The sequence below is a fragment of the Klebsiella sp. CN_Kp100 genome (assembly GCF_040065315.1).
Lineage (GTDB): Bacteria > Pseudomonadota > Gammaproteobacteria > Enterobacterales > Enterobacteriaceae > Klebsiella > Klebsiella oxytoca.
The window spans coordinates 1-25,506 of sequence record NZ_JBEAIJ010000036.1; the positions used below are offsets into that span (position 1 = coordinate 1).

At 51.4% G+C, this 25,506-nt stretch carries 24 protein-coding genes; 17 read left to right on the forward strand and 7 right to left on the reverse strand.

What is annotated here, in order from left to right; translation table 11 throughout:
* Positions 1-340 precede the first annotated feature (340 nt).
* Positions 341-1,072, forward strand: a complete 732-nt coding sequence (locus ABLV12_RS13035; protein ID WP_024273616.1) for an arginine ABC transporter substrate-binding protein — start codon at positions 341-343, stop codon at positions 1,070-1,072.
* A 41-nt stretch (positions 1,073-1,113) separates the two neighbouring features.
* Here ABLV12_RS13035 and orn read toward each other — a convergent pair whose 3' ends face one another.
* On the reverse strand, positions 1,114-1,659 hold the full coding sequence (gene orn / locus ABLV12_RS13040) for an oligoribonuclease (protein ID WP_004097954.1): 546 nt from the start codon (positions 1,657-1,659) through the stop codon (positions 1,114-1,116).
* A 94-nt stretch (positions 1,660-1,753) separates the two neighbouring features.
* Between orn and rsgA the strand changes: the two genes are divergently transcribed.
* From rsgA to mscM, 3 genes are all read left to right on the forward strand, one after another.
* A complete protein-coding gene (gene rsgA / locus ABLV12_RS13045) occupies positions 1,754-2,815 on the forward strand; it encodes a small ribosomal subunit biogenesis GTPase RsgA (RefSeq protein ID WP_004109167.1) in 1,062 nt (353 codons plus the stop codon).
* A gap of 95 nt (positions 2,816-2,910) precedes the next feature.
* Entirely contained in the window at positions 2,911-3,873 is a 963-nt protein-coding gene (asd, locus tag ABLV12_RS13050; protein ID WP_160886355.1) for an archaetidylserine decarboxylase, read from the forward strand.
* A 23-nt stretch (positions 3,874-3,896) separates the two neighbouring features.
* The gene (gene mscM, locus ABLV12_RS13055; protein ID WP_004109171.1) at positions 3,897-7,223 is read left to right on the forward strand and encodes a miniconductance mechanosensitive channel MscM; all 3,327 of its coding nucleotides are present in this window, start codon (positions 3,897-3,899) and stop codon (positions 7,221-7,223) included.
* A 119-nt stretch (positions 7,224-7,342) separates the two neighbouring features.
* Here mscM and epmA read toward each other — a convergent pair whose 3' ends face one another.
* Positions 7,343-8,320: an elongation factor P--(R)-beta-lysine ligase gene (gene epmA, locus ABLV12_RS13060; protein ID WP_004117360.1), complete on the reverse strand. Its 978-nt coding sequence runs from the start codon at positions 8,318-8,320 to the stop codon at positions 7,343-7,345.
* A gap of 275 nt (positions 8,321-8,595) precedes the next feature.
* Here epmA and frdA point away from each other — a divergent pair, with 275 nt between their 5' ends.
* The 5 genes from frdA (at position 8,596) to ABLV12_RS13085 (ending at position 12,549) form a co-directional block, all read left to right on the forward strand.
* Positions 8,596-10,386 (forward strand): fumarate reductase (quinol) flavoprotein subunit, encoded by a 1,791-nt coding sequence (gene frdA / locus ABLV12_RS13065; protein WP_142448094.1) that lies wholly within the window; start codon positions 8,596-8,598, stop codon positions 10,384-10,386.
* Positions 10,379-11,113: a succinate dehydrogenase/fumarate reductase iron-sulfur subunit gene (locus ABLV12_RS13070; protein ID WP_004109180.1), complete on the forward strand. Its 735-nt coding sequence runs from the start codon at positions 10,379-10,381 to the stop codon at positions 11,111-11,113. Before frdA ends, ABLV12_RS13070 begins: the two co-directional genes overlap by 8 nt.
* Before the next feature lie 10 nt (positions 11,114-11,123).
* Complete coding sequence (gene frdC / locus ABLV12_RS13075; protein WP_004117355.1) at positions 11,124-11,519, forward strand: fumarate reductase subunit FrdC; 396 nt, start codon at positions 11,124-11,126, stop codon at positions 11,517-11,519.
* Positions 11,520-11,529: 10 nt separating this feature from the next.
* Positions 11,530-11,889 (forward strand): fumarate reductase subunit FrdD, encoded by a 360-nt coding sequence (frdD, locus tag ABLV12_RS13080; protein ID WP_004109192.1) that lies wholly within the window; start codon positions 11,530-11,532, stop codon positions 11,887-11,889.
* Positions 11,890-12,018: 129 nt separating this feature from the next.
* Positions 12,019-12,549: a lipocalin family protein gene (locus tag ABLV12_RS13085; protein WP_004109193.1), complete on the forward strand. Its 531-nt coding sequence runs from the start codon at positions 12,019-12,021 to the stop codon at positions 12,547-12,549.
* On the opposite strand, the gene sugE is transcribed toward ABLV12_RS13085, so the two are convergent.
* From sugE to efp, 4 genes are all read right to left on the reverse strand, one after another.
* Positions 12,546-12,863, reverse strand: coding sequence for a quaternary ammonium compound efflux SMR transporter SugE (gene sugE / locus ABLV12_RS13090; protein WP_004109196.1), 318 nt, complete (start codon positions 12,861-12,863; stop codon positions 12,546-12,548). The genes ABLV12_RS13085 and sugE overlap by 4 nt on opposite strands.
* A gap of 139 nt (positions 12,864-13,002) precedes the next feature.
* Positions 13,003-13,149: a lipoprotein toxin entericidin B gene (gene ecnB, locus ABLV12_RS13095; RefSeq protein ID WP_004109200.1), complete on the reverse strand. Its 147-nt coding sequence runs from the start codon at positions 13,147-13,149 to the stop codon at positions 13,003-13,005.
* A gap of 164 nt (positions 13,150-13,313) precedes the next feature.
* On the reverse strand, positions 13,314-13,445 hold the full coding sequence (locus ABLV12_RS13100; protein WP_016809373.1) for an entericidin A/B family lipoprotein: 132 nt from the start codon (positions 13,443-13,445) through the stop codon (positions 13,314-13,316).
* A gap of 69 nt (positions 13,446-13,514) precedes the next feature.
* Positions 13,515-14,081, reverse strand: coding sequence for an elongation factor P (gene efp / locus ABLV12_RS13105; RefSeq protein WP_004109203.1), 567 nt, complete (start codon positions 14,079-14,081; stop codon positions 13,515-13,517).
* A gap of 42 nt (positions 14,082-14,123) precedes the next feature.
* On the opposite strand from efp, the gene epmB reads away from it, so the two are divergent.
* A complete protein-coding gene (gene epmB, locus ABLV12_RS13110; protein ID WP_004117350.1) occupies positions 14,124-15,152 on the forward strand; it encodes an EF-P beta-lysylation protein EpmB in 1,029 nt (342 codons plus the stop codon).
* Between the two features lie 159 nt (positions 15,153-15,311).
* Here epmB and ABLV12_RS13115 read toward each other — a convergent pair whose 3' ends face one another.
* Positions 15,312-15,878 (reverse strand): winged helix-turn-helix domain-containing protein, encoded by a 567-nt coding sequence (locus ABLV12_RS13115; RefSeq protein ID WP_004109209.1) that lies wholly within the window; start codon positions 15,876-15,878, stop codon positions 15,312-15,314.
* A gap of 492 nt (positions 15,879-16,370) precedes the next feature.
* Here ABLV12_RS13115 and ABLV12_RS13120 point away from each other — a divergent pair, with 492 nt between their 5' ends.
* The 7 genes from ABLV12_RS13120 (at position 16,371) to ABLV12_RS13150 (ending at position 25,487) form a co-directional block, all read left to right on the forward strand.
* Positions 16,371-16,931, forward strand: a complete 561-nt coding sequence (locus ABLV12_RS13120) for a type 1 fimbrial protein (protein ID WP_004117347.1) — start codon at positions 16,371-16,373, stop codon at positions 16,929-16,931.
* A gap of 59 nt (positions 16,932-16,990) precedes the next feature.
* Complete coding sequence (locus ABLV12_RS13125) at positions 16,991-17,683, forward strand: molecular chaperone (protein ID WP_064396592.1); 693 nt, start codon at positions 16,991-16,993, stop codon at positions 17,681-17,683.
* A gap of 30 nt (positions 17,684-17,713) precedes the next feature.
* A complete protein-coding gene (locus ABLV12_RS13130; protein ID WP_077266532.1) occupies positions 17,714-20,257 on the forward strand; it encodes a fimbria/pilus outer membrane usher protein in 2,544 nt (847 codons plus the stop codon).
* A gap of 18 nt (positions 20,258-20,275) precedes the next feature.
* Positions 20,276-21,301 (forward strand): fimbrial protein, encoded by a 1,026-nt coding sequence (locus ABLV12_RS13135; RefSeq protein WP_064396594.1) that lies wholly within the window; start codon positions 20,276-20,278, stop codon positions 21,299-21,301.
* Positions 21,302-21,642: 341 nt separating this feature from the next.
* Entirely contained in the window at positions 21,643-22,011 is a 369-nt protein-coding gene (locus tag ABLV12_RS13140) for a hypothetical protein (RefSeq protein ID WP_064396596.1), read from the forward strand.
* A gap of 73 nt (positions 22,012-22,084) precedes the next feature.
* Complete coding sequence (locus tag ABLV12_RS13145) at positions 22,085-23,371, forward strand: HlyD family secretion protein (protein ID WP_064396598.1); 1,287 nt, start codon at positions 22,085-22,087, stop codon at positions 23,369-23,371.
* Entirely contained in the window at positions 23,364-25,487 is a 2,124-nt protein-coding gene (locus tag ABLV12_RS13150; RefSeq protein ID WP_016809376.1) for a peptidase domain-containing ABC transporter, read from the forward strand. The genes ABLV12_RS13145 and ABLV12_RS13150 overlap by 8 nt, the downstream gene beginning before the upstream one ends.
* The last annotated feature ends 19 nt before the right edge of the window (positions 25,488-25,506 follow it).

Sequence of the window (25,506 nt, forward strand, 5' to 3'; positions counted from 1 at the left end):
ACTCGCGACCCCGACCTTGGCAAGGTCGTGCTCTACCAACTGAGCTATTCCCGCAAACTTCTGGCCATATTTCTATGGCGTCGTGATTTGCATTTCTGCTTCGTCACGGGAGGCGCATTATACGAGAATTCGATTTACCTGCAACCCCCCTGAAAGCAATTTTTTTCGTTTTTGATTTAAGTGACCACTTTATCGCCACATTCAGGCCTGTTTTGTCTAAATAAGCAGCAAATGCGGCAAAATGACTTTTTCCGGGCTCGCTAAAGGCGCAAAATCACTCAAGTTTACAGGCGGATATCGCCCGCTGACGGTCAACAACGATGATAACCAGGGAAATAAAATGAAAAAAGCGCTTACCGTCCTGCTGCTGGCTACACTTGCCACAGGAACAGCATCGGCAACAACGCTACATTTTGGAACAACGACGGCCAACCCGCCGTTTGAAACCGTCAGTGGCAAAAACCAACCCACGGGTTTTGATATCGATTTGGCCAACGCGTTGTGCAAGCAGATGCAGGTCGAATGCAAATTTACTCCCCAGGGCTTCGATACTCTCATCCCGGCGCTGCGCTTTAAGAAATTCGACGCCGTGATTGCCGGTATTGAAGTGATCCCAATGCGAGAAAAGCAGGTTGCATTCAGCCATCCCTATCGCCAGGAGCTCTCCGGTGCAATAGTCACAGCGAAAGACGCTGCCCATACCTTTGCCGATCTCAAAGATAAAAAACTCGGCGTCGTAAAGGGCACCATTCATCAGCACTACCTGCGTGATAAACAAAAAGCCGTGCACGTGCTGCCTTATGACAGCGATGAAAGCGCCCTGAACGCGCTGAAAGAAGGTGTGATTAGCGGAGTGATGGGCGATCAGGAGACCTTAACGAAATGGCTCGAGGATAATCCCGAATACGCGATTATGGACGAGCGCGCCACGGATCCCAGCTACTACGGTAAGCAGTACGCCATTGCGGTGCGTAAAGATGATCCTGAACTGCTGAATAATATCAATGCCGCTCTGGATGTCGTCAAAGCCTCGCCGGAATTCCAGGCGATGGAACAGAAGTGGTTTAAATAGTCAGACGTACTACCGGGGCGCTTCTGGCCCCGGCATAAGCATTAGAGCTTGATGAAGTGCTCGCGGTAGTAAGCCAGTTCCGCTACCGATTCGCGAATATCATCCATCGCCTGATGCGTTCCTTGTTTTTTAAAGCCGTCGAGAATTTCCGGCTTCCAGCGACGAGCCAGCTCTTTAAGCGTACTGACGTCAAGATAGCGATAGTGAAAATAGGCTTCCAGCTCAGGCATATATTTAAACAAGAAGCGACGATCCTGGCCGATGCTATTGCCGCAGATCGGTGACTTACCCGCCGGCACCCACTTTTTGAGAAATTCGATAGTCGCCAGTTCTGCCTCACGATCGCCCTGGGTACTCGCCTTCACCCGCTCCACCAGTCCGCTACCGGTATGGGTACGCACGTTCCACTCATCCATTAATGCCAGCTGCGCGTCTGACTGATGTACGGCAATCGTCGGCCCTTCCGCCAGAATGTTCAGATTCGCGTCAGTCACCAGGGTGGCGATTTCGATGATGCGATCGCGCTCCGGATCCAGCCCCGTCATTTCAAGATCGATCCAAATCAGGTTGTTTTCATCTGCACTCATGTTATTTTCCACCCTTCTTACGTCACTATATTCATCTAAAATAGCGTGTATCATAGAGGTTTTGCCCGTACAGGGCGACCAGGAGCCAGTTCGATTGAGTAAAAATAAACTCTCCAAAGGCCAACAGCGCCGCGTGAAGGCCAACCACCAGCGCCGCCTGAAAACGACTTCGGAGAAGGCCGATTTTGATGACAACCTGTTCGGTGAAAAATCCGAAGGGACCGTTATTAGCCGCTTTGGCATGCATGCCGATGTCGAATCCGCCGACGGTAGCGTCCACCGTTGCAATATACGCCGCACTATCCGTTCGCTGGTCACCGGCGATCGTGTGGTCTGGCGGCCAGGCAAAAGCGAAGCTGACGGCGTCAACGTCAAAGGCATCGTCGAGGCCGTGCATGAACGGACCTCCGTACTGACGCGCCCGGATTTCTATGACGGCGTCAAACCTATCGCCGCCAATATCAATCAGATTGTCATCGTTTCCGCCATCTTGCCTGAGCTTTCTCCGAATATTATCGACCGCTATCTGGTGGCCTGCGAAACGCTGAACGTCGAGCCGCTGATCGTGCTCAATAAGATCGATCTCCTGGATCAGGAGAGCATGGACTTCGTCAACGAGCAAATGGACATTTATCGCCATATTGGTTACCGCGTACTGATGGTCTCCAGCCGCACGCAGGATGGCCTGAAGCCGCTTGAAGAGGCGCTTACCGATCGTATCAGTATCTTTGCCGGGCAGTCTGGGGTAGGCAAATCCAGCCTGCTGAACGCGCTGCTGGGCCTGCAGGATGACCAAATCCTTACCAATGACGTTTCGGATGTCTCCGGACTGGGGCAGCACACCACTACGGCCGCGCGCCTGTACCACTTCCCGCACGGCGGCGATGTGATTGACTCGCCGGGGGTACGCGAGTTCGGCCTGTGGCATCTCGACGCGGAACAAATCACCCACGGCTTTGTCGAATTCCATGATTATTTAGGCCGATGCAAATACCGCGACTGCAAACACGATACCGATCCGGGCTGCGCCATTCGCGAAGCGGTGGAGAAGGGCGAAATCGCTGAAAGCCGGTTTGAAAACTACCATCGCATTCTGGAAAGCATGGCGCAGGTGCAGGTAAAAACGCGTAAAAGCTTTTCATCAACCGATGACTGACATTTAAGCTGAGCATCGTTAGAATCGTCCCCCTTTTTCAGGCCCCCGCCGACGCGCGGGGGTCAGGAACGACAAATAATGGCCTGGAGGCTACCTTGTTAAACGATCTTAAACTTTCACTGCAATACATTCTGCCTAAACTGTGGCTCACCCGCCTCGCAGGCTGGGGTGCACGCAAGCGGGCAGGCTGGCTGACAAAACTGGTCATCGATCTGTTCGTGAAATATTACAAGGTCGATATGAAAGAGGCGCAAAAGCCTGATACTGCCAGCTACCGGACCTTTAACGACTTTTTTGTTCGCCCGCTGCGCGATGACGTTCGTCCGTTAAATACTGACCCGAACGTACTGGTGATGCCCGCCGATGGCGTCATCAGCCAGCTCGGCGCTATTGAAGACGATAAAATTTTGCAGGCCAAAGGCCACAACTACAGTCTGGAAGCGCTGCTGGCCGGCAACTACCAGATGGCGGATCTGTTCCGTAACGGCAGCTTTGTCACTACCTATCTTTCCCCGCGCGATTACCACCGCGTGCACATGCCGTGCAACGGTATTCTGCGTGAAATGATCTACGTACCGGGAGATCTGTTCTCCGTAAACCATCTGACCGCGCAAAACGTGCCGAATCTTTTTGCCCGCAACGAGCGCGTCATCTGCCTGTTCGATACTGAGTTTGGCCCCATGGCGCAGATCCTGGTCGGCGCCACCATCGTCGGCAGCATCGAAACCGTGTGGTCCGGTACCGTCGCGCCGCCGCGTGAAGGCATCATTAAGCGCTGGACCTGGCCTGCGGGCGAGAGCGAAGGTTCCGTCGCCCTGCTTAAAGGCCAGGAGATGGGCCGCTTTAAGCTGGGTTCCACGGTGATTAACCTGTTTGCTCCGGGTCAGGTGAAGCTGGTTGAGCAGTTACAAAGCCTGTCGGTAACCAAAATAGGCCAGCCGTTGGCGATCGCGCCTGAAGCCGTGACGCCGGTCGAGTCCGCTCCGCTGGCAGCTGAAGAAGTCCGCGCTGAACACGCCGCCAGTCCGCTGGTTGACGATAAACAAGACGAAGGTTAATTCCTGAAAGAAAAGGTTACGCCGTGCGCCTGATATACACTTTCCTGTTGGCCTGGTGCCTCAGTTTCGGGGCGTACGCAGCGACAGCCCCGGATGCTAAACAGATAGCCCAGGAGCTGGAACAGGCGAAGGCGGCAAAGCCCGCCCAGCCTGAAACCGTCGAAGTCCTGCAGTCTGCCCTGAATGCGCTTGAGGAGCGTAATGCCTCCCTTGAGCGCGCCCGTCAGTATCAGGACGTTATTGATAACTTCCCCAAACTGTCGCAAACCCTGCGCGCGCAGCTCAACAATCTCAGCGATGAGCCGCGCCAGGTTTCCACTACCCTCTCCTCCGATGCCCTGAACCAGGAGATTCTCCAGGTCAGCAGCCAACTGCTGGAAGCCAGTCGTAAAGCTCAGCAGGAGCAGGACCGTGCCCGCGATATCGCCGACTCGCTCAACCAGCTGCCGCAGCAACAGAGCGATGCCCGCCGCCAGCTGAATGAGGTCGAGCGCCGGATCGGCGCGCAAAGCAGCAATACGCCGCTGGCGCAGGCGCAAAATCTTGGTTTACAGGCGGAGTCCGCGCGGCTGAAAGCGCTGGTCGATGAACTGGATCTGGCGCAGCTTTCCGCCAATAACCGCCAGGAGCTATCACGGTTGCGATCCGAGCTGGCGCAGAAAGAGAGTGAGCAGCTCGACGCCTGGCTACAGGCATTAAGAAATCAGCTCAATAACCAACGGCAGCGCGAGGCGGAGAAAGCGCTGGAAAGCACCGAGCTGCTGGCGGAAAACAGCGAAAACCTGCCGCCGGATATCGTGGCGCAGTTCAAAGTGAACCGCGAACTGTCGCAAGCGCTAAACCAGCAGGCGCAGCGGATGGACTTGATCGCCTCTCAGCAGCGCCAGGCGACCAATCAAACCCTGCAGGTGCGTCAGGCTTTAAACACGCTCCGCGAGCAGTCCCAATGGTTAGGTTCTTCCAATCTGCTTGGCGAAGCCCTGCGCGCGCAGGTGGCGCGTCTGCCGGAAATCCCGCGACCGCAGCAGCTGGATACCGAAATGGCGCAGCTGCGCGTGCAGCGCCTGCGCTATGAGGATCAGCTCGGCAAGCAGCCGCAGCTAAGACAAATTCGTCAGGCCAACGGTGAACCCCTCACCAGCGAGCAGAACCGCATTCTTCAGGCTCAGATGCGCACGCAGACAGAGCTGCTCAACTCCCTGCTGCGCGGCGGCGATACGCTTATGCTCGAACTGACCAAGCTGAAAGTCGCCAACGGCCAGCTGGAGGATGCGCTCAAAGAGATCAACGAAGCGACCCACCGCTATCTGTTCTGGACCTCCGACGTCAGCCCAATCGGCTTCTCCTGGCCACTGGAGATTGTTCAGGATTTACGCCGACTGATCTCGCTCGATACCATGAGCCAGCTCGGTAAGGCCAGCATGATGATGCTGACCAGCAAAGAGACCCTGCTGCCGCTCTTCGTCGCGCTCATTCTGGTAGGGTTCAGCGTCAGCTCGCGGCGCCATTTCACCAGCTTCCTGGAGCGTTCCAGCGCGCGCGTCGGCAAGGTTACGCAGGATCACTTCTGGCTCACCCTGCGAACGGTGTTCTGGTCTATACTGGTGGCCTCGCCGCTGCCGGTACTGTGGATGACGCTGGGCTACGGTCTGCAATCTGCCTGGCCTTTCCCGCTGGCCGTGGCGATTGGCGATAGCGTCACCGCAACGGTGCCGCTGCTGTGGGTGGTAATGATTTGCGCCACTTTTGCCCGCCCGAACGGTCTGTTCATCGCCCACTTTGGCTGGCCGCGCAGTCGGGTTAGCAAGGCGATGCGCTACTATCTGATGAGCATCGGGCTCATTGTGCCGCTTATTATGGCGCTGATTACTTTTGATAATCTCAACGATCGCGAGTTCTCCGCCTCGCTGGGTCGCCTCTGCTTTATGCTGATTTGCGGCGCGCTGGCGATGGTGACCCTGAGCCTGAAACGCGCCGGCATCCCGCTGTATCTCGATAAAGAAGGCAGCGGCGACAATATGCTGAACCGACTGCTGTGGAATATGCTGCTCGGCGCGCCGCTGGTGGCAATGCTGGCGGCGGCAATCGGCTATCTCGCCACATCGCAGGCGCTGCTCGCCAGGCTCGAAACGTCGGTCGCCATCTGGTTCCTGCTGCTGGTGGTTTATCACATCATTCGCCGCTGGATGTTGATTCAGCGCCGTCGCCTGGCGTTCGATCGCGCTAAGCACCGTCGGGCGGAGATCCTCGCCCAGCGCGCGCGTGGCGAAGAGGACGTCCAGCATACCAGCAGCCCGGAAGGTTCAATGGAAGCCGAGGTCAGCGAGGTCGATCTGGATGCTATCAGTACCCAGTCCCTGCGTCTGGTGCGCTCCCTGCTGATGCTGATCGCGCTGGTGTCGGTTATCGTGCTATGGTCAGAAATCCACTCCGCATTTGGCTTCCTGGAGAATATCTCGCTGTGGGACGTGACCTCCACGGTGCAGGGCGTTGAGAGCCTGGAGCCGATCACCCTCGGCGCGGTGCTGATTGCTATTCTGGTGCTGATTATTACCACCCAGCTGGTGCGCAACCTGCCCGCTCTGCTGGAGCTGGCCATCCTCCAGCATCTGGAACTGACGCCGGGCACCGGCTACGCCATCACCACCATCACCAAGTATCTGCTGATGCTGATTGGTGGTCTGGTCGGCTTCTCGATGATTGGGATTGAGTGGTCGAAGCTGCAGTGGCTTATTGCCGCGCTCGGTGTAGGTCTCGGTTTTGGTTTGCAGGAGATCTTCGCCAACTTCATCTCCGGCCTGATTATTCTGTTTGAAAAACCGATACGCATTGGCGATACGGTCACCATTCGCGATCTCACCGGTAGCGTGACGCGCATTAATACCCGCGCCACCACCATCAGCGACTGGGACCGTAAAGAGATTATCGTGCCGAACAAGGCGTTCATCACCGAACAGTTCATCAACTGGTCGTTGTCGGATTCTGTAACCCGCGTGGTGTTAACAGTGCCTGCCCCGGTGGATGCCAATACCGAAGAGGTAGCGCAGATCCTGCTAAATGCCGCGCACCGCTGTTCGTTGGTTATCGATACCCCGGCGCCGGAAGCGTTTCTTGTTGACCTGCAGCAGGGGATCCAGATTTTCGAGCTGCGTATCTACGCCGCCGAAATGGGTCACCGTATGCCGCTACGCCATGAGATGCATCAGCTGATTCTGGCCGGATTCCGCGAGCACGGTATCGATATGCCGTTCCCACCGTTCCAGATGCGCCTGGAGAGCATCGATGGCAGAAAAAGCAGCAGGGCGCTGACCTCGGCAGGGAAAACCAGCCGCGCGCCCGGCAGTCTGTAATATCGGCCTTGCCTGAACGCGGGCAAGGCCAGAACTGTCGCACTCCCGGACAATCAACCATACCGCCGCACATCGGCGGTCATCCCGGTCAATATCCTGCGGGAAAGCGGAAAGAAAGATCAGGCGCGGTCGACGGTAAACGAGATAACGTCGCCGATGCTTTCTGCGCCCAGCGCCAGCATCACCACCCGGTCAACGCCCAGCGCTACGCCGGAACAATCCGGCAGCCCGGCTTCCAGAGCGGCCAGCAGATGATGATCGATTGGCTGCTGCGGCAGACCGCGAGCCGCACGCTTGCGGTTATCCTGCTCAAAACGCTGCCGCTGTTCTCGGGCGTCGGTGAGCTCATGAAAACCATTAGCCAGCTCAATGCCTTTGTAATAGACCTCGAAACGTTCCGCTACGCGATGATCTTCGGTGCTGATTTGCGCCAGTGACGCCTGGCTGGCCGGGAAATGATAGATAAACGTCGGACGATCCTTACCAATATGCGGCTCGACGCCCATGACAAAAAGTAGCTGAAGCAGCGTGTCCCGATCCTCTTCCGTATCGGCAATATTGCTCAAATCGAGCTTAGCCGCCACTTCGCGCAGCTGCGTTTTATCTGCCGACAGCGGGTCGATTTCCAGATGACGCAGGAAGGCTTGCTGATAAGAGAGGCTTTCGGCCGGCTGGCAGTCGAGTACCTGCTGTAGCAGATCGTCTACTTCGTTGATTAGCCGGTACATGTCATAGCACGGACGATACCACTCCAGCATGGTGAATTCCGGATTATGGTGGCGACCCATCTCTTCATTGCGGAAGCTACGGCATAGCTGAAAAACCGGGCCGCAACCGGCCGCCAGCAGGCGCTTCATGTGATACTCCGGGCTGGTCATCAGATACAGATTCAGCCCCTGAGAATGACCCGGTCCTACGAAACGCGTTTCAAACGGGACCATATGGATATCCGTCACCGTCGCCTGACTCATGCAGGGCGTCTCCACCTCCAGCACGCCGCGGTCGGTAAAAAAACGACGAATTTCCGCCATCACCGCTGCACGTTTTAACAGGTTTGGAATGGATGCGCTCGGCTGCCAGGTTGCCGTTTCGCTCATGGTACTTTCTCCGATTTGAAACAAGGGCCCGAAGTCTACTCGTAACTGGCGAATGAAACAAATTTTGTGCGAAAAGGCAAAAGCGTCACATACGCTTAATTTATTGATAACCCAAAAACATACAGTGGATAGATAAACAACCGCACATAACGATAAAAAAATCGAACACGTCAATTTTCCCTCATAACCCTGCGGCTATACTCCTTACCTATAAAGGAGCAGTGATACGTTTTCGCCAGCCCGGCGGCGAAATAAACAAAAACTGGAGGAATGTCGTGCAAACTTTTCAAGCCGATCTTGCCGTTATTGGCGCAGGCGGAGCAGGTCTTCGCGCTGCAATTGCCGCCGCGCAAGCTAATCCAAATGCTAAAATCGCTCTAATTTCAAAAGTCTATCCTATGCGCAGCCATACCGTTGCTGCTGAAGGGGGTTCCGCTGCCGTCGCGCAGGATCATGATAGCTTTGAGTACCATTTCCACGATACCGTTGCAGGCGGCGACTGGCTATGCGAACAGGATGTCGTCGACTACTTCGTTCATCACTGCCCGACGGAAATGACCCAGCTTGAGCAGTGGGGTTGTCCGTGGAGCCGCCGCCCTGACGGCAGCGTCAACGTCCGGCGCTTCGGCGGTATGAAGATCGAGCGAACCTGGTTCGCAGCCGATAAAACCGGCTTTCATATGCTGCACACCCTGTTCCAGACCTCGCTTCAGTTCCCCCAAATCCAACGCTTCGACGAACACTTTGTCCTCGATATCCTGGTCGACGAAGGTCAGGCGCGCGGTCTGGTCGCGATAAATATGATGGAGGGTACGCTGGTACAGATCCGCGCCAACGCGGTAGTTCTGGCGACCGGCGGCGCAGGACGCGTATACCGCTACAATACCAACGGCGGGATCGTCACCGGCGATGGTATGGGTATGGCGCTCAGCCACGGCGTACCGCTGCGCGATATGGAGTTCGTGCAATATCACCCAACCGGCCTGCCGGGTTCCGGTATTCTGATGACGGAAGGCTGCCGCGGTGAAGGCGGTATTCTGGTCAACAAGAATGGCTACCGCTATCTGCAGGATTACGGCATGGGCCCGGAAACTCCGCTGGGCGAGCCAAAAAACAAATATATGGAGCTGGGTCCGCGCGACAAAGTCTCCCAGGCTTTCTGGCACGAATGGCGTAAAGGCAACACGATCCCAACGCCGCGAGGCGACGTGGTCTACCTCGATCTGCGTCATTTGGGCGAGAAAAAGCTGCTTGAACGTCTGCCGTTTATCTGTGAACTCTCAAAAGCCTACGTAGGCGTCGATCCGGTGAAAGATCCCATTCCGGTACGTCCAACCGCGCACTACACCATGGGCGGTATCGAAACCGACCAGCAGTGTGAAACCCGTATTAAAGGGCTGTTTGCCGTTGGCGAATGCTCTTCTGTCGGTTTGCACGGCGCTAACCGTCTCGGCTCCAACTCGCTGGCGGAGCTGGTGGTGTTTGGTCGTCTGGCCGGCGAACAGGCCATGCAGCGCGCCACCGAAGCGGGCGAAGCCAATAGCGCCGCGCTGGACGCGCAGGTCGTCGATATCGAGAAGCGCCTGAAGGACCTGGTGAATCAGGAAGGTAACGAAAGCTGGGCGAAGATCCGTGATGAAATGGGCCTGTCGATGGAAGAAGGCTGCGGCATCTACCGTACGCCGGAGCTCATGCAGAAAACGGTTGATAAGCTGGCCGAGCTGCAGGAGCGCTTCAAGCGCGTGCGTATCACCGACACCTCCAGCGTGTTCAATACCGACCTGCTGTATACCATCGAACTGGGTCATGGTCTGAACGTCGCCGAATGTATGGCGCATTCCGCCATCGCGCGTAAAGAGTCCCGCGGCGCGCATCAGCGTCTGGATGAAGGCTGCACCGAGCGTGACGACGTCAACTTCCTCAAGCATACCCTCGCCTTCCGCGACGCCAACGGTAATACCACTCTGGAGTACAGTGATGTGAAAATCACCACTCTGCCGCCGGCAAAACGCGTGTACGGGGCGGAAGCGGAAGCAGCCGAGAAGAAGGAGACGACGAATGGCTGAGATGAAAAACATGAAAGTCGAAGTGGTGCGCTATAACCCGGAAGTGGATATCGCACCGCACAGCGCTTTCTATGAAGTTCCCTACGACGAGCAAACCTCGCTGCTGGATGCGCTGGGCTATATCAAAGATAACCTCGCGCCGGATCTTAGCTACCGCTGGTCCTGCCGCATGGCGATTTGCGGTTCCTGCGGCATGATGGTGAACAAAGTACCAAAGCTGGCCTGTAAAACCTTCCTGCGCGAATACACCAAAGGCATTAAGGTTGAAGCGCTGGCTAACTTCCCGATTGAACGCGATCTGGTGGTCGATATGACCCACTTTATTGAAAGTCTGGAAGCCATTAAGCCGTACATCATCGGCAACCCGCGCACGCCCGATCAGGGACCAAACAAGCAAACGCCGGCGCAGATGGCGAAATACCATCAGTTCTCCGGCTGCATTAACTGCGGCCTGTGTTACGCGGCCTGCCCGCAGTTTGGTCTTAATCCGGAGTTTATCGGCCCGGCGGCGATCACCCTCGCCCATCGCTATAACGAAGACAGCCGCGACCACGGTAAAAAGGAACGTATGGCGCAGCTTAACGGCCAGAATGGCGTATGGACATGTACTTTCGTGGGCTACTGCTCCGAAGTCTGCCCGAAACACGTCGACCCGGCGGCCGCGATCCAGCAGGGTAAGGTAGAAAGCTCGAAAGACTTTCTTATCGCCACCCTGAAACCACGCTAAGGAGTGCAGTATGACGACTAAACGCAAACCCTACGTGCGGCCGATGCCGTCCACCTGGTGGAAAAAGCTGCCGTTTTATCGCTTCTATATGCTGCGTGAAGGAACAGCGGTCCCCACGGTCTGGTTCAGTATCGTGCTGATCTACGGGCTATTCGCGCTGAAGCACGGTGCTGAGAGCTGGGCCGGGTATATCGGTTTTCTGCAAAATCCGATTGTCGTGATTCTGAACCTGATCACGCTTGCGGCCGCGCTGCTGCATACCAAGACCTGGTTTGAGCTGGCGCCGAAAGCTGCCAATATTATCCTCAAAGGCGAAAAAATGGGGCCAGAGCCAGTGATTAAAGGGCTTTGGATCGTCACCGCGGTCGTCACCGTAGTGATTCTGTTTGTCGCCCTGTTCTGGTAAGGAGGCTGGAATGATCAATCCTAAACCAAAACGTTCTGATGAGCCCGTATTCTGGGGGCTGTTTGGCGCTGGCGGCATGTGGGGAGCAATTGTCGCTCCTGTCATCGTACTGCTGGTAGGTATTATGCTGCCGCTGGGCCTTGCGCCCGCAGACGCCTTCAGCTACGAACGCGTGCTGGGCTTTGCCCACAGCTTCATTGGCCGTGCGTTTATTTTTCTGATGATTGTGCTGCCGCTATGGTGCGGACTTCATCGTATTCACCATGCGATGCACGATTTAAAAATTCACGTACCCAACGGTAAGTGGGTCTTCTACGGCCTCGCGGCGATTCTGACCGTCGTCACGCTGGTCGGAATATTGTTCATCTAAACCGCTGCTTTAACCTCGACTGCGGCAAGCCCGGTAGCAGGATGTTACCGGGCTCTCTTCTCAAGAAAAATCTGCCGCATTTTTCCTGCCTGAATCTACACTTAGCTTAAAACTGGCAAGGAAATAACTATGCGTCTGCTCCCCGTCATGGCGGTTGTTGCCGCTTCATTTCTGCTTATCGCCTGTAGCACGCCGACGCCGCCTACCGGCGTCACCGTGGTCAGCCCATTCGACACGCAACGCTATCTCGGTACCTGGTATGAAATCGCCCGTTTCGATCACAATTTTGAGAGTGGCTTAGAAAAGGTCACCGCAACGTATAGCCTGCGCGATGATGGTGGGCTGAACGTGGTAAATAAGGGATATAACCCCGACCGGGGTATGTGGCAGAAAACCGACGGCGTCGCTTACTTTACCGGCGATCCCACGCGCGCCGCGCTGAAGGTCTCATTTTTCGGCCCTTTCTATGGCGGCTATAACGTCATTTCACTGGATAAGGATTATCGCTATGCGCTGGTTTGTGGGCCAGATCGCGACTATCTCTGGCTACTGGCGCGTGCGCCGAAAATCCCGCCGGAAGTGAAGCAGCAGATGCTGGATATCGCCAGCCGGCAGGGATTTGACGTGAGCAAGCTCATCTGGGTCAATCAACGCTATTAATGAGCGCTCATTTTCAGGCCAATGATGCCAATGACAATACATGCCAGGCTGGCAATGCGCATCGGGCTGGCGGATTCTCCTAGCAGGATAATCCCCGTGACTGCTGCGCCAACCGCGCCAATACCGGTCCAGACGGCGTAAGCCGTTCCCACGGGCAGCGTTTTCATCGCCCATGATAAAAGCGCCATACTGATAACCATGGCGGCAATCGTAATTACGCTCGGCACAAGCCGACTAAAACCATGGGTATACTTCAGGCCGACTGCCCAGACAACTTCCAGCAGCCCCGCGATAAACAGAATTAACCAGGACATAAGGCTCCTTTGATGGGGCCGTCCCCAGATGTGGAACGCTTACGGGTCGTCCCGCAAGGTAGATGATAATCCGCGGAAATAATACACGATGTCGCTAAAGAGAGGAAGAACGGTACGACCACGGCCGTACCGCCATGGTCTATTGCTGAGCTTTGGTTGCGGCGCCAGAAATCGCATCGCCGCCATCTGAAATATCCTGACCGACACCGCGCGTGGTGTTACATCCGGTCAATGCTGAGGAGAGGACCAAAACCGTAAAGACCGCTGCAATCGCTTTTTTTACCATGATGTTATCCTTAATTTACCAGTTTTAGTTATCGTGCCTTATAAGCATAGACAACCTGGTTCAGGATGAGGGAATCTCAACGTTTTTTCGGAGAAAAAGAGGTTTAAGGTATTAAGTCAGGAACAGAAATGGATTATGAATGAGGATTTCCTGATGAAATCAGGTTAGCTGGCAGCGTGAGAAATAGCATGGCCCAGGCTTTGGATATCCTCACCCACGCCGCGAGCCGTATTGCATCCGGACAAAAGGGCGCAGCTAAGAAATAATAATACCGGGAGCGTTAATTTATGAGCCATCTTCCCTGCCTGCAGTTACGGCGGTAGAGGGCGCAGCGAAAGGCTGCGCCAACCGTCTCAGCGCATCGATTACTTCACGCGGGATACGTATTCGCCAGAGCGAGTATCCACTTTGATGACTTCGCCAATCTGAACGAACAGAGGAACTTTAACCACTGCGCCAGTGGACAGGGTAGCCGGTTTACCGCCGGTGCCAGCAGTATCGCCTTTCAGACCTGGATCGGTTTCAACGATTTCCAGCTCAACGAAGTTCGGCGGGGTAACGGAGATTGGCTGACCGTTCCACAGAGTAACGATGCATTCAGCCTGATCCAGCAGCCATTTAGCATTATCACCAACGGCTTTAGAATCTGCGGCCAGCTGTTCAAACGTCGAGTTGTTCATGAAGTGCCAGAACTCACCGTCGTTGTACAGATAAGTCAGGTTCATATCGACAACGTCTGCGCCTTCAGCAGAATCTGTAGACTTGAAGGTTTTCTCTACGCGGGTACCGGTCAGCAGGCGGCGCAGCTTAACGCGGGCAAAGGCCTGGCCTTTGCCCGGTTTAACGAATTCACTGGCTTCAACTGCATAAGGTTCGCCGTCCATCATGATTTTAAGACCGGCACGAAAATCGTTGCTATAGTAAGTCGCCATAAGGCCCTCTGAAACTTTGTTAATTGGTAGCTAAGCCACAAAATGGCGCATATTGTAACCCTAAATACCCCATCCAGAGAAGATTGGTTAACGCAACTTGCCGATGTTGTGACCAGTCCCGATGAACTGCTGCAGCTTTTAAATGTAGACGCTGATGCGAATCTATTGGCAGGACGCGACGCCAAGCGCCTGTTCGCACTGCGTGTCCCACGGGCATTTATTGCTCGAATGGAACCAGGAAATCCAAACGATCCTCTTCTACGTCAGGTACTTACCTCCCAGGAGGAGTTTATTCATGCTCCAGGATACTCCACCGATCCGCTGGAAGAACAGCATAGCGTTGTGCCAGGTCTGCTGCATAAATACAGCAACCGCGCTTTACTGTTGGTGAAAGGCGGCTGCGCGGTAAATTGTCGATATTGTTTCCGTCGGCACTTCCCGTACGCGGAAAACCAGGGCACGAAGCGCAACTGGCAGAAGGCTATGGAATACATCGCGGCTCATCCAGAGCTGGATGAAATTATTTTTTCCGGCGGTGACCCGTTGATGGCGAAGGACCATGAACTGGACTGGCTGCTTACCCAGCTGGAATCCATTCCACATATTAAACGCCTGCGCATCCACAGTCGGTTACCCATTGTGATTCCTGCGCGGATTACCGATACCCTGGTTGCGCGCATCTCTGCATCCTCGTTGCAGGTGCTGCTGGTGAACCATATTAACCATGCTAACGAGATTGATACCGCGTTTCGTAGGGCAATGAAGAGCCTGCGTATGGCTGGCGTCACCTTACTCAATCAAAGCGTACTGTTACGCGGTGTGAACGATAATGCGCGCACGCTCGCCGATCTGAGCAATGCGTTGTTCGATGCCGGGGTTATGCCTTACTACCTGCACGTTCTGGACAGAGTGCAGGGAGCGGCGCATTTCATGGTCAGTGACGAAGAGGCCCGGGCAATCATGCGTGAGCTACTCACGCTGGTCTCCGGCTATTTAGTCCCTAAGCTTGCACGGGAAATCGGCGGAGAACCAAGCAAGACGCCCCTGGACTTAGGATTGAAGCAACGATAGCGAATCCGTCTGCCGGGCACTGCCTGGCAGACAACCTGTTGCTAATACTTACTGGTGTATAAATACTGACGCTTTATAATTTTCGTAGAACCAGTAATTATTCTTCCAGGGGAGAGTAAAGCGAATATAAAATCAATCGGTTAATCCATTCATTATTACTTACAAAAAAAGAGAAAGGATGTTTGCGGCGGTCATCACCAATAACAGAGGCAAAATCCACCCGGGTAATTTAAATACTGTTGCTTTATCGTCTGTGGAAATTTTTTGCGCATCTTCACGGACAGCGGAATTATTCATCACATTTTTCTCAATCGGAGGCGAAGAGGTGCTTGCGGTAACCTGCACATTTTCAGAATTTTCCGGTGCCTTTTCTTCCGAGCGTAAGAATGAGGCAATATTTGATCCTGCCGCGAGAACAAACCCGCGCTGTCTGACTGTAACAATAATATCTTGCGATAATCCTGCTTTCACTAACGACTTTCTTAACAATGATATGTTTTGATAAAAAGTATTCTGCGAAACGACAACCCCTCTGGTTTTCCAGACACTATCCAGAAACTCTTCTCGGGATATAATTTTCCCATTACTTTCCAGTAAAAGTTGCAGGCAGCGTGCAGTCGGCGCGTTCAGCGTCACGCTCTCACCATTGTCCCCTACGGGCTGCAGCTCATTCATATTTACATTAAAAATAACTTCATTGTTAATGATATATTCATTGAATATCATAATCCCTTTCCTCCCTCACCATTCCATATGAAACAAAGATGAATTAAATTCAAATTCATCTTTAGCTATCACAGTACATCCCTTTAAGCCTGCCAGATTAGATAATTTCAAAGATAAATCCCAGCTCTTCCCAGAGCAAAGATAAGATTATCATGATATTTGAACCAAAGGGAAGACTGATTTACAACTATACCTTCCAGGCACGCTCATTATTATCTACGAAATCTGCTTGTGAAATTGCAACCTTCAATAAACAGAGTTTAAATTCAAACAGAATTCACATGCATTTTATCAGCCCTGCACTTAGATTTGTCACCGCTCCGGCACATTGACGCTCTAAGTATACCAGGTATGCAAAATGCGGCGGCAGGAGAATGATAACGATAGCGATCGGGCATACATAGCAGAATGTTAGTTATTACCTATCAGCCTAATTAACATTTTCGCCATGACGCTATTCAGGACTTTAGTATCTATAAATGGATTAAATAAATGAAAAAAACAATTGTAGCTGTAATGGTTGCTGCTTCAGCAGTTCTGAGTGCTCAGGCTTTCGCGGCAGGGAACAGTTCTTCTCTGACTATTCTGGGTAACGTTACCGACACCGGCGAATCCTGTAACGTAACGCCGTCCGCTATGATTTCCGGCGGTTCTTTAACTCTGGACGATGTTAAAGCATCTGTACTGGACGCAATGGCAGTTAACACTCCGTATATGTCAACTGCAAAAGACATTGAGTACAAAATCGAAGATTGCCAGAAAGGTGCAACTAATTACACCGGTAACATCAACGTGACCGTAACCGGTGACTATATCAGCGGCCAGGACAACGTGCTGACCAACACTGCTGCCAGCCCGGCGACTAACGCTGCGGTTACCGTAGTGAACACCGACGGCACTCGCGTAAGCTTCACCGGTACGACTCCTAAAGTTGTTGCTTATACCGCAGGTACTCCGTCTTACCTGCGTTATAAAGCTGCATACGTTAAAACCGCAAATGGTGTTACCGATGGTGCAGTTAAAGGTGTAGCCACCTTTACTATTAGCTACTAATAAGTACAACGGGGCCTGCCGCAGGCAGACCCCGTTATTTTTTATTCAGGGAATGAATTATGCTGAAGTCATTATTAAGATTAGCTGCAATTTCTTTTATTTCTGTCAGCTTTGTGGCCCAGAGCGGAGTTGTGGTAGATTCAACCCGCCATCTTTATAAAGAAGGTTCGCGAGAAATCAGTACGAACATTGAAAACAAAGATGACACGCCTTATTTAATTAAATCCTGGGTCGAAGCGTCTGAAGGAATGAAAGATAGCTTTTTTATGGTGACTCCCCCGCTTTTCCGCCTGGAGGGCAAGCAAACCAACACGGTACGTATTTTTCCTAACGCGTATATCTCTAAAGCCCCTCAGGATCGTGAAACTGTCTACTTCTTTAACGTAATGTCTATTCCGCCAACCAGCGACAGTGAAGCTGACAAAAACAAGCTGCAGCTGGCGGTGCGCCATAGAATGCGTCTTATCTATCGCCCTCGCGCCATTCAGGATATGAATATTAATACCGAAGCTAAAAATCTGCAGTGGCATAAGTCCGGTAATAAGATAACGCTAAAGAATCCGACACCCTTTTTCATTTATTTTAAGTCGATAAAAATAAACGGCAGAGATATTAGCAGCTCAGTCAATAACATTGATGCTTTTTCCAGCAAAGAATTTACTTTGCCTGCCGGTATAAATGGTTCAGAAATCGAGTGGAAGGTCGCCACTGATAACGGAGGCTCGGGTTCTGCCCACGCATCATCGATTTAAATTCTTTTTTGATTGGCCAGGGTGAAAAGTATGTCTATTTCAATAAAAAAAAGGGGAGGCGCGCTATCCGGAGCCTCCCACACATTTTTCGTTCTTGTTCCTGCGCTAGCTCTCGGTTTATGCGCCAATGCTTTAGCTCGTGATTTTTTTGACCCCGCATTTATAAAATCTGTCGGTCAGAGCGACCCCTCTTCAATACCGGACTTATCCCTCTACGCCACCCGCGATGCCCAGGCTCCAGGGGAGTATCGCATTGACGTTATTTTAAATAACAGTCTGCAAGAAACGGCTGATATCCGGTTTGTGGAAAAAAAAGATCCCACAACAGATACGTTGAAATTAGTTCCCTGTTTAAGCATTGCTAAATTAACCAGCTATGGTTTGCGTGCAGACGCTTTTCCTGGCTTAAAAGAAGATGCGGATGGCTGCGCAGATACTCATGTCATTCCTGATTTCACCACCGATTTTAACTTCAATACTCAACAGCTGCTGGTATCCATACCGCAGGCGGCACTGTCCACTATCGCGCAGGGCTTCGTTTCCCCCGATGAGTTTGACGACGGTATTAATGCCTTACTGACCAACTATCAGTTTAGTTCAGGCAAAGACTATGAAGCCAATAATGAGTATTACAATCTTAACTTACAATCCGGCCTGAACCTCGGGCCATGGCGCCTGCGCAATCTGAGTACATGGAACAAGTCAGCGGGGGCAAAGAGCGACTGGGATTCCGTATATCTCTATGCGCAGCGGAGCATTGTCCCGTTAAAAAGTACTTTAGTTATGGGCGAAAGCAGTTCGCTGTCGAGCATCTTTGACAGCGTGCCGTTCACCGGGATTCAGCTGGCAACCGACACGGACATGATTCCTGAAAGCCTGCGCGGATTCGCGCCCATCGTTCGCGGTATTGCCCGAACCAATGCGCGTATCGTCATCAAGCAGAATGGCTACCAAATTTACCAGGCTTTTGTCGCTCCGGGCGCTTTCGAAATTACCGATCTCTACTCAACCGGCGGCAACGGTGACCTTTACGTCACCGTCGAGGAGTCCGATGGCTCCCGACAAAACTTCGTGGTGCCCTACGCTTCTCTGCCATTAATGCTCCGGGAAGGCCAGATGGAGTATGAGATTACCAGCGGGAAATATCGTCCCTACGATGGCAACGTTGACGAGAAACCCTTTACGCAAGCAACGATCAGCTACGGCGTATTAAGCAATACCACTCTCTATACGGGCGTACAGGCGGCGGCCAATTACCAGGCGCTCGCTTTTGGCGCCGGGCAAAACCTCGGCGATATTGGCGCAGTTTCCGCCGATGTAACGGCGGCATGGTCTAAAAAGAAAGATGAAGAGAAAACGTCCGGCCAGTCATGGCGCATTCGTTACGGTAAAAATATCCTTGAAACAGGCACCAATATTACCGTAGCCGGCTACCGCTATTCGACCTCCGGGTACAATACGCTAACTGATGTGATGAATACCTATAACAACAGCTACGGCGGATATACGCCACACTCGCTGCGTAACAGAACCAATATTACCGTGAGCCAGAGCCTGGGTTCGGGGCTGGGTAACCTTTCTGTATCCGGTATTTTTGAGGATTATTGGGATAGCAATCGCCGCAATAACTCGCTGAATATTGGCTATAACGGCGGGTTCCGCCGCTTTAACTATTACGCTGGCTATAGCTATAGCCGCTATAGCTGGGGAAATAATGGTTCCAGCCGTCACGTTGAGGATGACCATGTTGTTTCATTTAATATTTCCATTCCTTTAAGCGATTGGTTACCTAATGCCTATGCGACCTATAACGTGACCAACAGCAGTCCGGGTTCAACCGATCAGTATGTTTCTCTGAGTGGCGTCGCGCTGGAAAACCATAACCTAGACTGGAACGTCCAGCAGGGCTACAGCAATCGTGAAGATGCCAGCGGCGGCGTCTACGGCAACTATCGTGGTTCCATGGGTTCGGCTAACGCCGGCTACAGCTATGCCAAAAATAGTCAGTTAATTAACTACGGCCTGAGCGGCGGCGTGCTGGTTCATGCTGACGGAATAACATTAGGTCAGGAAATGTCTGAAACCGCCGTATTGGTTAAGGCGCCCGGCCTGAAAAACGTCCGTCTGGAAAACGACGCGACGATCGAAACGGACTACCGCGGCTACGCGATTATTCCTTACGTTACGCCATACCATCGAACCAGCGTGACCTTAGATAGCACGACTTTGGGAGATAATATGGAATTGCCAAATACGACGCAGAAAGTGGTGCCAACCCGTGCAGCCGTGGTACGGGCAAACTTCGCGGGCAATATTGGCCGCCGCGCGTTCCTTATTCTCAAGAGAGCGTCGGGTGAAAACGTTCCTTATGGCGCCACAGTAACGTTGACTACGGATAAAAACGCCCAGGCCAGCATCGTTTCTGATGGTGGTATGGTCTATTTGTCCGGCCTGAAAGATAACGGTGAAGTCTATGCACAGTGGGGATCAAAGAGCGGGCAGCAGTGTAAAGCGCCTTATAGCCTGGCTGCGGTAAACGAAGGTATTGCTCAGGCCACTGCGGTTTGCCAGTAACAGGGATGGATACAGACAATGAAGAAAATACTCCTTTTTATTAATTTACTTTTACTTAATCAGACAGTAATGGCTGACTGTAATTACAACGGAACTAATGCTGCATTCAATGTTACATTCAGCCCAGCTAAAATTTTATCCGATTCAAGCCTGGCGCCCGGTAGCGTACTGGCAGTAAGAACGGTAGGCGGAGCGATTGCCAATGCAAAAACTTTTTATAACTGCAAGGCAAATGATATTTACGCCATTATCGCCACGCCCAGCGTCAATCTGGCGGCAGGCGTGACCGGTGTGCTCGGTGGACCGGTTTATGAAACAGGGATACCGGGTATTGGTTTTGAAATTTCGGAAGCAATTGCCGGCGCCAACGGCCGCCCCGTTCCGGCCACGTTAGGTACTGTTTCTGCCTATGGCCTTAGCGATCCCGGCGTGAAACAACTAACCGTCTGGCTGATAAAAACCAGGGACAATATTGATACGAGCTTCTCAGGAAAAAAAGAGATTTCGGTGTCCTATCGTGCAGGAAGCGTCAATCAGGTCAATGCTAATTCATCAATTGCCCGACTTGCCCAAGCCAACATCAAACTCGGTCCTTTCACTTACAGGGAAACAACCTGCAATATAAATCCACGAGGTGGGAGCACGGTCAATCTATCTAATATAGAAGCATCGCAGCTTAAAGCTATCACTCAGGGCGGGGTAACTGGCAAGCAAAAAGACTTTACGCTTGACATTACCTGCCCTGACTCATCCGTTGGAACCAAATATACCTACTGGTTTAACCCTATAACCGAGAACTCAGCATCAAAAGATGGCGTACTGCTAAACTCCATCCCTGATACTATCGGAGGAGCCAAAGATGTTGGTTTCATAATTAAACAGGGTTCCAGCCCTATCACCTTTTTTGATTATAAAAACTACACTATTGCCAGTGTGAAAAAGAGCCAGTCGCTTACCTTCACTGCGGATTATTACAAGCTATCTAACACCATAACACCAGGTAACGTTCGCGCTATATTTGAAATCATTCTACAGGAAGAATGACTCGTCAGTAATTGCCTTTGGCACCATCAGTTAAATTGATGGTGCCTCTTCCCCTCTCCGCCTTCAACAGAAACGCCCCCAACCGTCGATAGCAATGTGGACTCATAATTACTTGCAAAAAAAAATAATTAGATGAAGCACTAAAATTCAATATGAATTGATTTTAGTTGAGATTGGCAAATCCTTTTTAACGATTAGAATCCTCAACGAAATTTTTCTTTGTGAGCGTTTTTGTTGTATCTGCGCCAGCAATATAATTTCGCAACATATAAACTGGAATAATCAATAATAGATATAATCAACTTTAGATTATATAAGATATCCATAACTAAGGAAAGTATATGAAACAATTAACAGTATTTGAAATGGAAGAAATTTCTGGCGGCTATTCCTGGGATTTTTCCTCTATCCAATCCAGCATTACCAGCCTGGTCTCTAACGGTGTTGAAGCTGCTGCCTCAGCAACATTATGGGGTGTAACATGTGGTGTCTTCGGCACACTAATCGGTGGCACTCAGTCTGGTGCTAATGGAGGTATACTTGGTTTCGGTTTAATCGGTAATGCTGTCGGCTTGGTTTGGGGAGCTATTACTGGTGGGATCATTGGTGCAGTAACAGGTGCATCAATGGGCTGGGATACCACTCTTTCATTGACTCAAGAAGCATTCCAGAGTGTAATTTCTGGTACTTTTGTACCATGGAGTCACTAATCTCTTAGCTTTAACTTCACAATATCTAAAGGCTCATTTTTGAGCCTTTATTCAAAAAATAAAGTGGTATCACATGTTAAAAAATATCTATCGCAAGGAAGCGATTGAGTACAAAAAAATCCACTGGAAAGGAAAGGCATTATTATTAGCAGGCATTCCAGCGTGGCTAGTCACTCTTCTGGCATTTATTTTTCTTATTGCCATTGTGCTTTCACTCATATTTTGCACCTTTACCCAGCGTATTGATGTACGCGGAGAGGTCATTACGCTCCCCCACTCCGTTAACGTCTTTGCCCCACAGCAGGGTTTTGTTGTGAATCTGCATGTAAAGGTGGGAGACATTGTCAAAAAAGGCCAACCGCTTTACGAGCTTGACGTTTCACGTAATACGATCGGTGGCAACGTTAGCGCGGCCCAGATTGAAGTTATCAATGAAAAGATTGCTAACGCCGAAGATATTATAAGCAAACTGACGCGTAATAAGGCTGAAACGCTCGCTGCTCTTGAAAAACAGATTAAAACCACCAGCGCCTCGTTAACGGAAACCAACCGTATGCTGGCTAATACTCAGGTAGGCTTAAACAAAATGCATACCAACCTGGCCAGCTATGATAAATACTTAAAGGATGGTCTGATAACTAAAGATCAGTATAACTATCAGCACTCGCTATATTTTCAACAGCAAAGCGCCTATCAATCCCTGGTGACCCAAAAGATGCAGCTGGAATCTCAGCTCACGCAAACCAGCAGCGATAAAATTACCAAAGCAGCAGACTTTGATAATCAGATTTCCAGCCAGCATAACCAAATCAATGATTATAAAAATCAGCTGGTAGAATCGAACGCTAACGGTAATCTGATTATTAAAGCAACGACCAACGGTAAGATCGAATCGCTGGCCGTGACTAAAGGGCAGATGGTAGAGAACGGCAGCAGCCTGGCGCAGATCAAACCTACCGGTGATATTGAGTATTATCTGATCCTCTGGTTACCCAATAATACCATCCCCTACGTGAAACCCGGGGACACCATTAATATTCGCTATGATGCTTTCCCTGCCGATAAATTTGGCCAATTTCCAGGTAAGGTTGTTTCTATTTCCTCGGTACCGGCGTCACGTCAGGAGATGGCAGAATATACCAATGTCAGCAACGGCACTAATCAGCAGGAATTAGCGCTCTATAAAGCAATTATAAAAATCAAGAACAAGACCTTTAGCTACAATGGAAAAACGCTCACGCTCTCTAACGGTCTGAAGGCTCAGGCGGTAGTTTTCCTTGAAGAACGCCCGCTTTACATGTGGATGTTTACTCCTTTCTATAAGATGACGCAAAGCGTGAGTGGCCCGATCGATGAATAAAGAACTGTTTAAAACCATTACCGATAAGCTTAATTTCTCATTCCGCCATAAAACGCCGGTTATTTTACAGTCGGAAGCCGCCGAATGCGGTATCGCCTGTCTGGCAATGGTTTGCGGCTTTTACGGGCTTAATATCGACCTGTTCAACTTCCGCCATCGTTACGGTAGCCCCTCTCAGGGCGTTACGCTCATGTCGCTGAGCAAAACGGCGGAACATGCCGGTCTGAAAAGCCGGGCCCTCTCTCTGGATCTGGATGAAATCAAGCAGCTGAAGCTACCCTGTATTATCCACTGGGGAATGAATCATTACGTCGTGCTCACTAAGGTACGTAAAAACAGCTTTATTGTTCACGATCCGGCGCTGGGTAAGCGGGTTATTGGTATCCAGGAAATGTCCAATAACTTTACCGGCGTTGCGCTGGAACTATGGCCGGACCAAAACTTTCAGCAAGAACAGGCAAAATCACGCCTGCGTCTATTAGACCTGATGCGCAATATTGTGGGACTTAAATCGGTCCTGCTAAAAATCTTTGCCTTTTCGGTAGTGGTTGAAGCTATCGGCCTGCTATTACCTATCGGTACGCAGCTGGTGACTGACCATGTCATCATGGCGCACGACCAGAGCCTGCTTTCGGTTATCTGTATCGGCCTGGTCTTCTTCACGCTTTTCCGCACCTTTATTAGTATGCTGCGAGCGTGGACCTCATTAACGCTAAATACGCTGACGAACATCCAATGGAAAACCACGCTGTTCGATCATCTGACAAGCCTGCCGTTATCCTTTTTTGAAAAACGTCATTTAGGGGATATTCAGTCTCGTTTTTCGTCGCTGGATACTATCCGTTCCACCTTCACCAATAGCATTGTTACCGGCATTATCGACTCAATCATGACGATTGGCCTGCTGGTTATGTTAACGCTGTACGGCGGCTGGCTGGTTTGGGTCGTGGTTGGATTCACCTTATGCTATGCCATCATGCGTTTTGCCACCTACAGCTTCTACCGTCGCGTTGCCGAAGAGCAGGTTATCAAGGGCGCACGCTCCAGCTCGCACTTTATGGAGTCCCTATACGGTATTTCCACCATTAAAGCGCTGAACTTAAAAGAGCGTCGTTCTCAGCACTGGTTAAATATCAACATTGACGCCTGCAATGCCGGTATCAAACAGACTCGCTTCGATATGATGTTTGGCGGTATTAATACTTTTATTACCTCCATCGATCAGGTCGCCGTACTCTGGCTGGGCGCGATCATGGTCATTGATAACAATATGACCCTCGGTATGTTTATGGCTTTTAACGCCTATCGTGGGCAATTCTCCCAGCGCGCATCAAGCTTGATCGACCTGGTCATGCAGCTGCGAATGCTGTCGTTACATAATGAGCGTCTTTCAGAAATTGTATTTAGCGAGCCGGAAAAAGAGCTGCCTGCACGCCGGGTTTTTGCAGAAAATACTGGCGTGAAATTAGAAGTGAAGAATCTCAGCTATCAGTACGATCCGTTCTCACAACCTATTTTTTCTAATTTAAATATTACCGTTGAGCCCGGAGAATCCATCGCGCTGGTTGGCCCTTCCGGCGTCGGTAAGACCACGTTGCTGAAAGTCATGTGCGGTCTGTTAGCGCCCACCAGCGGTGACGTGATAGCGGATAACCTTGATATTCAAAAAATTGGCATCAATAACTTTCGTCTCGGAACGGCCTGCGTCCTTCAGGAGGACCGCCTTTTCTCAGGCTCGCTTATCGATAATATCAGCGGCTTTGAAGATAATGCCGATATGGACTTTATCGTTGAGTGCGCACGCAGATGTAATATCCATGATGAAATCATGAAAATGCCGATGGGGTACGAAACGATTGTCGGCGAGCTTGGCTTAGGTATCTCAGGTGGACAAAAACAGAGAATTTTAATCGCTCGCGCGCTCTATCGAAAACCCAGCATTCTGTTTATGGATGAAGCCACCAGCCATCTCGACCTGAAAAATGAATCGGTCATTAACCAGTCTATCTCTGGTTTAAGCATTACCCGAATCATTGTTGCCCATCGGCCATCCACCATTGCCTCAGCCGATCGCATCATTGATATGTCACAGCTCCATATGCAGGCACCAGCGTAACCACCAGGAAAAGGAGATC

Coding starts and splice junctions, on each gene's coding strand:
- ABLV12_RS13035 (WP_024273616.1), top strand. CDS start 341: ATGAAAAAAGCGCTTACCGTCCTGCTGCTGGCTACACTTGCCACAGGA.
- orn (WP_004097954.1), bottom strand. CDS start 1,659: ATGAGTGCAGATGAAAACAACCTGATTTGGATCGATCTTGAAATGACG.
- epmA (WP_004117360.1), bottom strand. CDS start 8,320: ATGAGCGAAACGGCAACCTGGCAGCCGAGCGCATCCATTCCAAACCTG.
- ABLV12_RS13070 (WP_004109180.1), top strand. CDS start 10,379: ATGGCTGAGATGAAAAACATGAAAGTCGAAGTGGTGCGCTATAACCCG.
- frdC (WP_004117355.1), top strand. CDS start 11,124: ATGACGACTAAACGCAAACCCTACGTGCGGCCGATGCCGTCCACCTGG.
- frdD (WP_004109192.1), top strand. CDS start 11,530: ATGATCAATCCTAAACCAAAACGTTCTGATGAGCCCGTATTCTGGGGG.
- ABLV12_RS13085 (WP_004109193.1), top strand. CDS start 12,019: ATGCGTCTGCTCCCCGTCATGGCGGTTGTTGCCGCTTCATTTCTGCTT.
- sugE (WP_004109196.1), bottom strand. CDS start 12,863: ATGTCCTGGTTAATTCTGTTTATCGCGGGGCTGCTGGAAGTTGTCTGG.
- ecnB (WP_004109200.1), bottom strand. CDS start 13,149: ATGGTAAAAAAAGCGATTGCAGCGGTCTTTACGGTTTTGGTCCTCTCC.
- ABLV12_RS13100 (WP_016809373.1), bottom strand. CDS start 13,445: ATGGCTCATAAATTAACGCTCCCGGTATTATTATTTCTTAGCTGCGCC.
- efp (WP_004109203.1), bottom strand. CDS start 14,081: ATGGCGACTTACTATAGCAACGATTTTCGTGCCGGTCTTAAAATCATG.
- epmB (WP_004117350.1), top strand. CDS start 14,124: ATGGCGCATATTGTAACCCTAAATACCCCATCCAGAGAAGATTGGTTA.
- ABLV12_RS13115 (WP_004109209.1), bottom strand. CDS start 15,878: ATGATATTCAATGAATATATCATTAACAATGAAGTTATTTTTAATGTA.
- ABLV12_RS13120 (WP_004117347.1), top strand. CDS start 16,371: ATGAAAAAAACAATTGTAGCTGTAATGGTTGCTGCTTCAGCAGTTCTG.
- ABLV12_RS13125 (WP_064396592.1), top strand. CDS start 16,991: ATGCTGAAGTCATTATTAAGATTAGCTGCAATTTCTTTTATTTCTGTC.
- ABLV12_RS13130 (WP_077266532.1), top strand. CDS start 17,714: ATGTCTATTTCAATAAAAAAAAGGGGAGGCGCGCTATCCGGAGCCTCC.
- ABLV12_RS13135 (WP_064396594.1), top strand. CDS start 20,276: ATGAAGAAAATACTCCTTTTTATTAATTTACTTTTACTTAATCAGACA.
- ABLV12_RS13140 (WP_064396596.1), top strand. CDS start 21,643: ATGAAACAATTAACAGTATTTGAAATGGAAGAAATTTCTGGCGGCTAT.
- ABLV12_RS13145 (WP_064396598.1), top strand. CDS start 22,085: ATGTTAAAAAATATCTATCGCAAGGAAGCGATTGAGTACAAAAAAATC.
- ABLV12_RS13150 (WP_016809376.1), top strand. CDS start 23,364: ATGAATAAAGAACTGTTTAAAACCATTACCGATAAGCTTAATTTCTCA.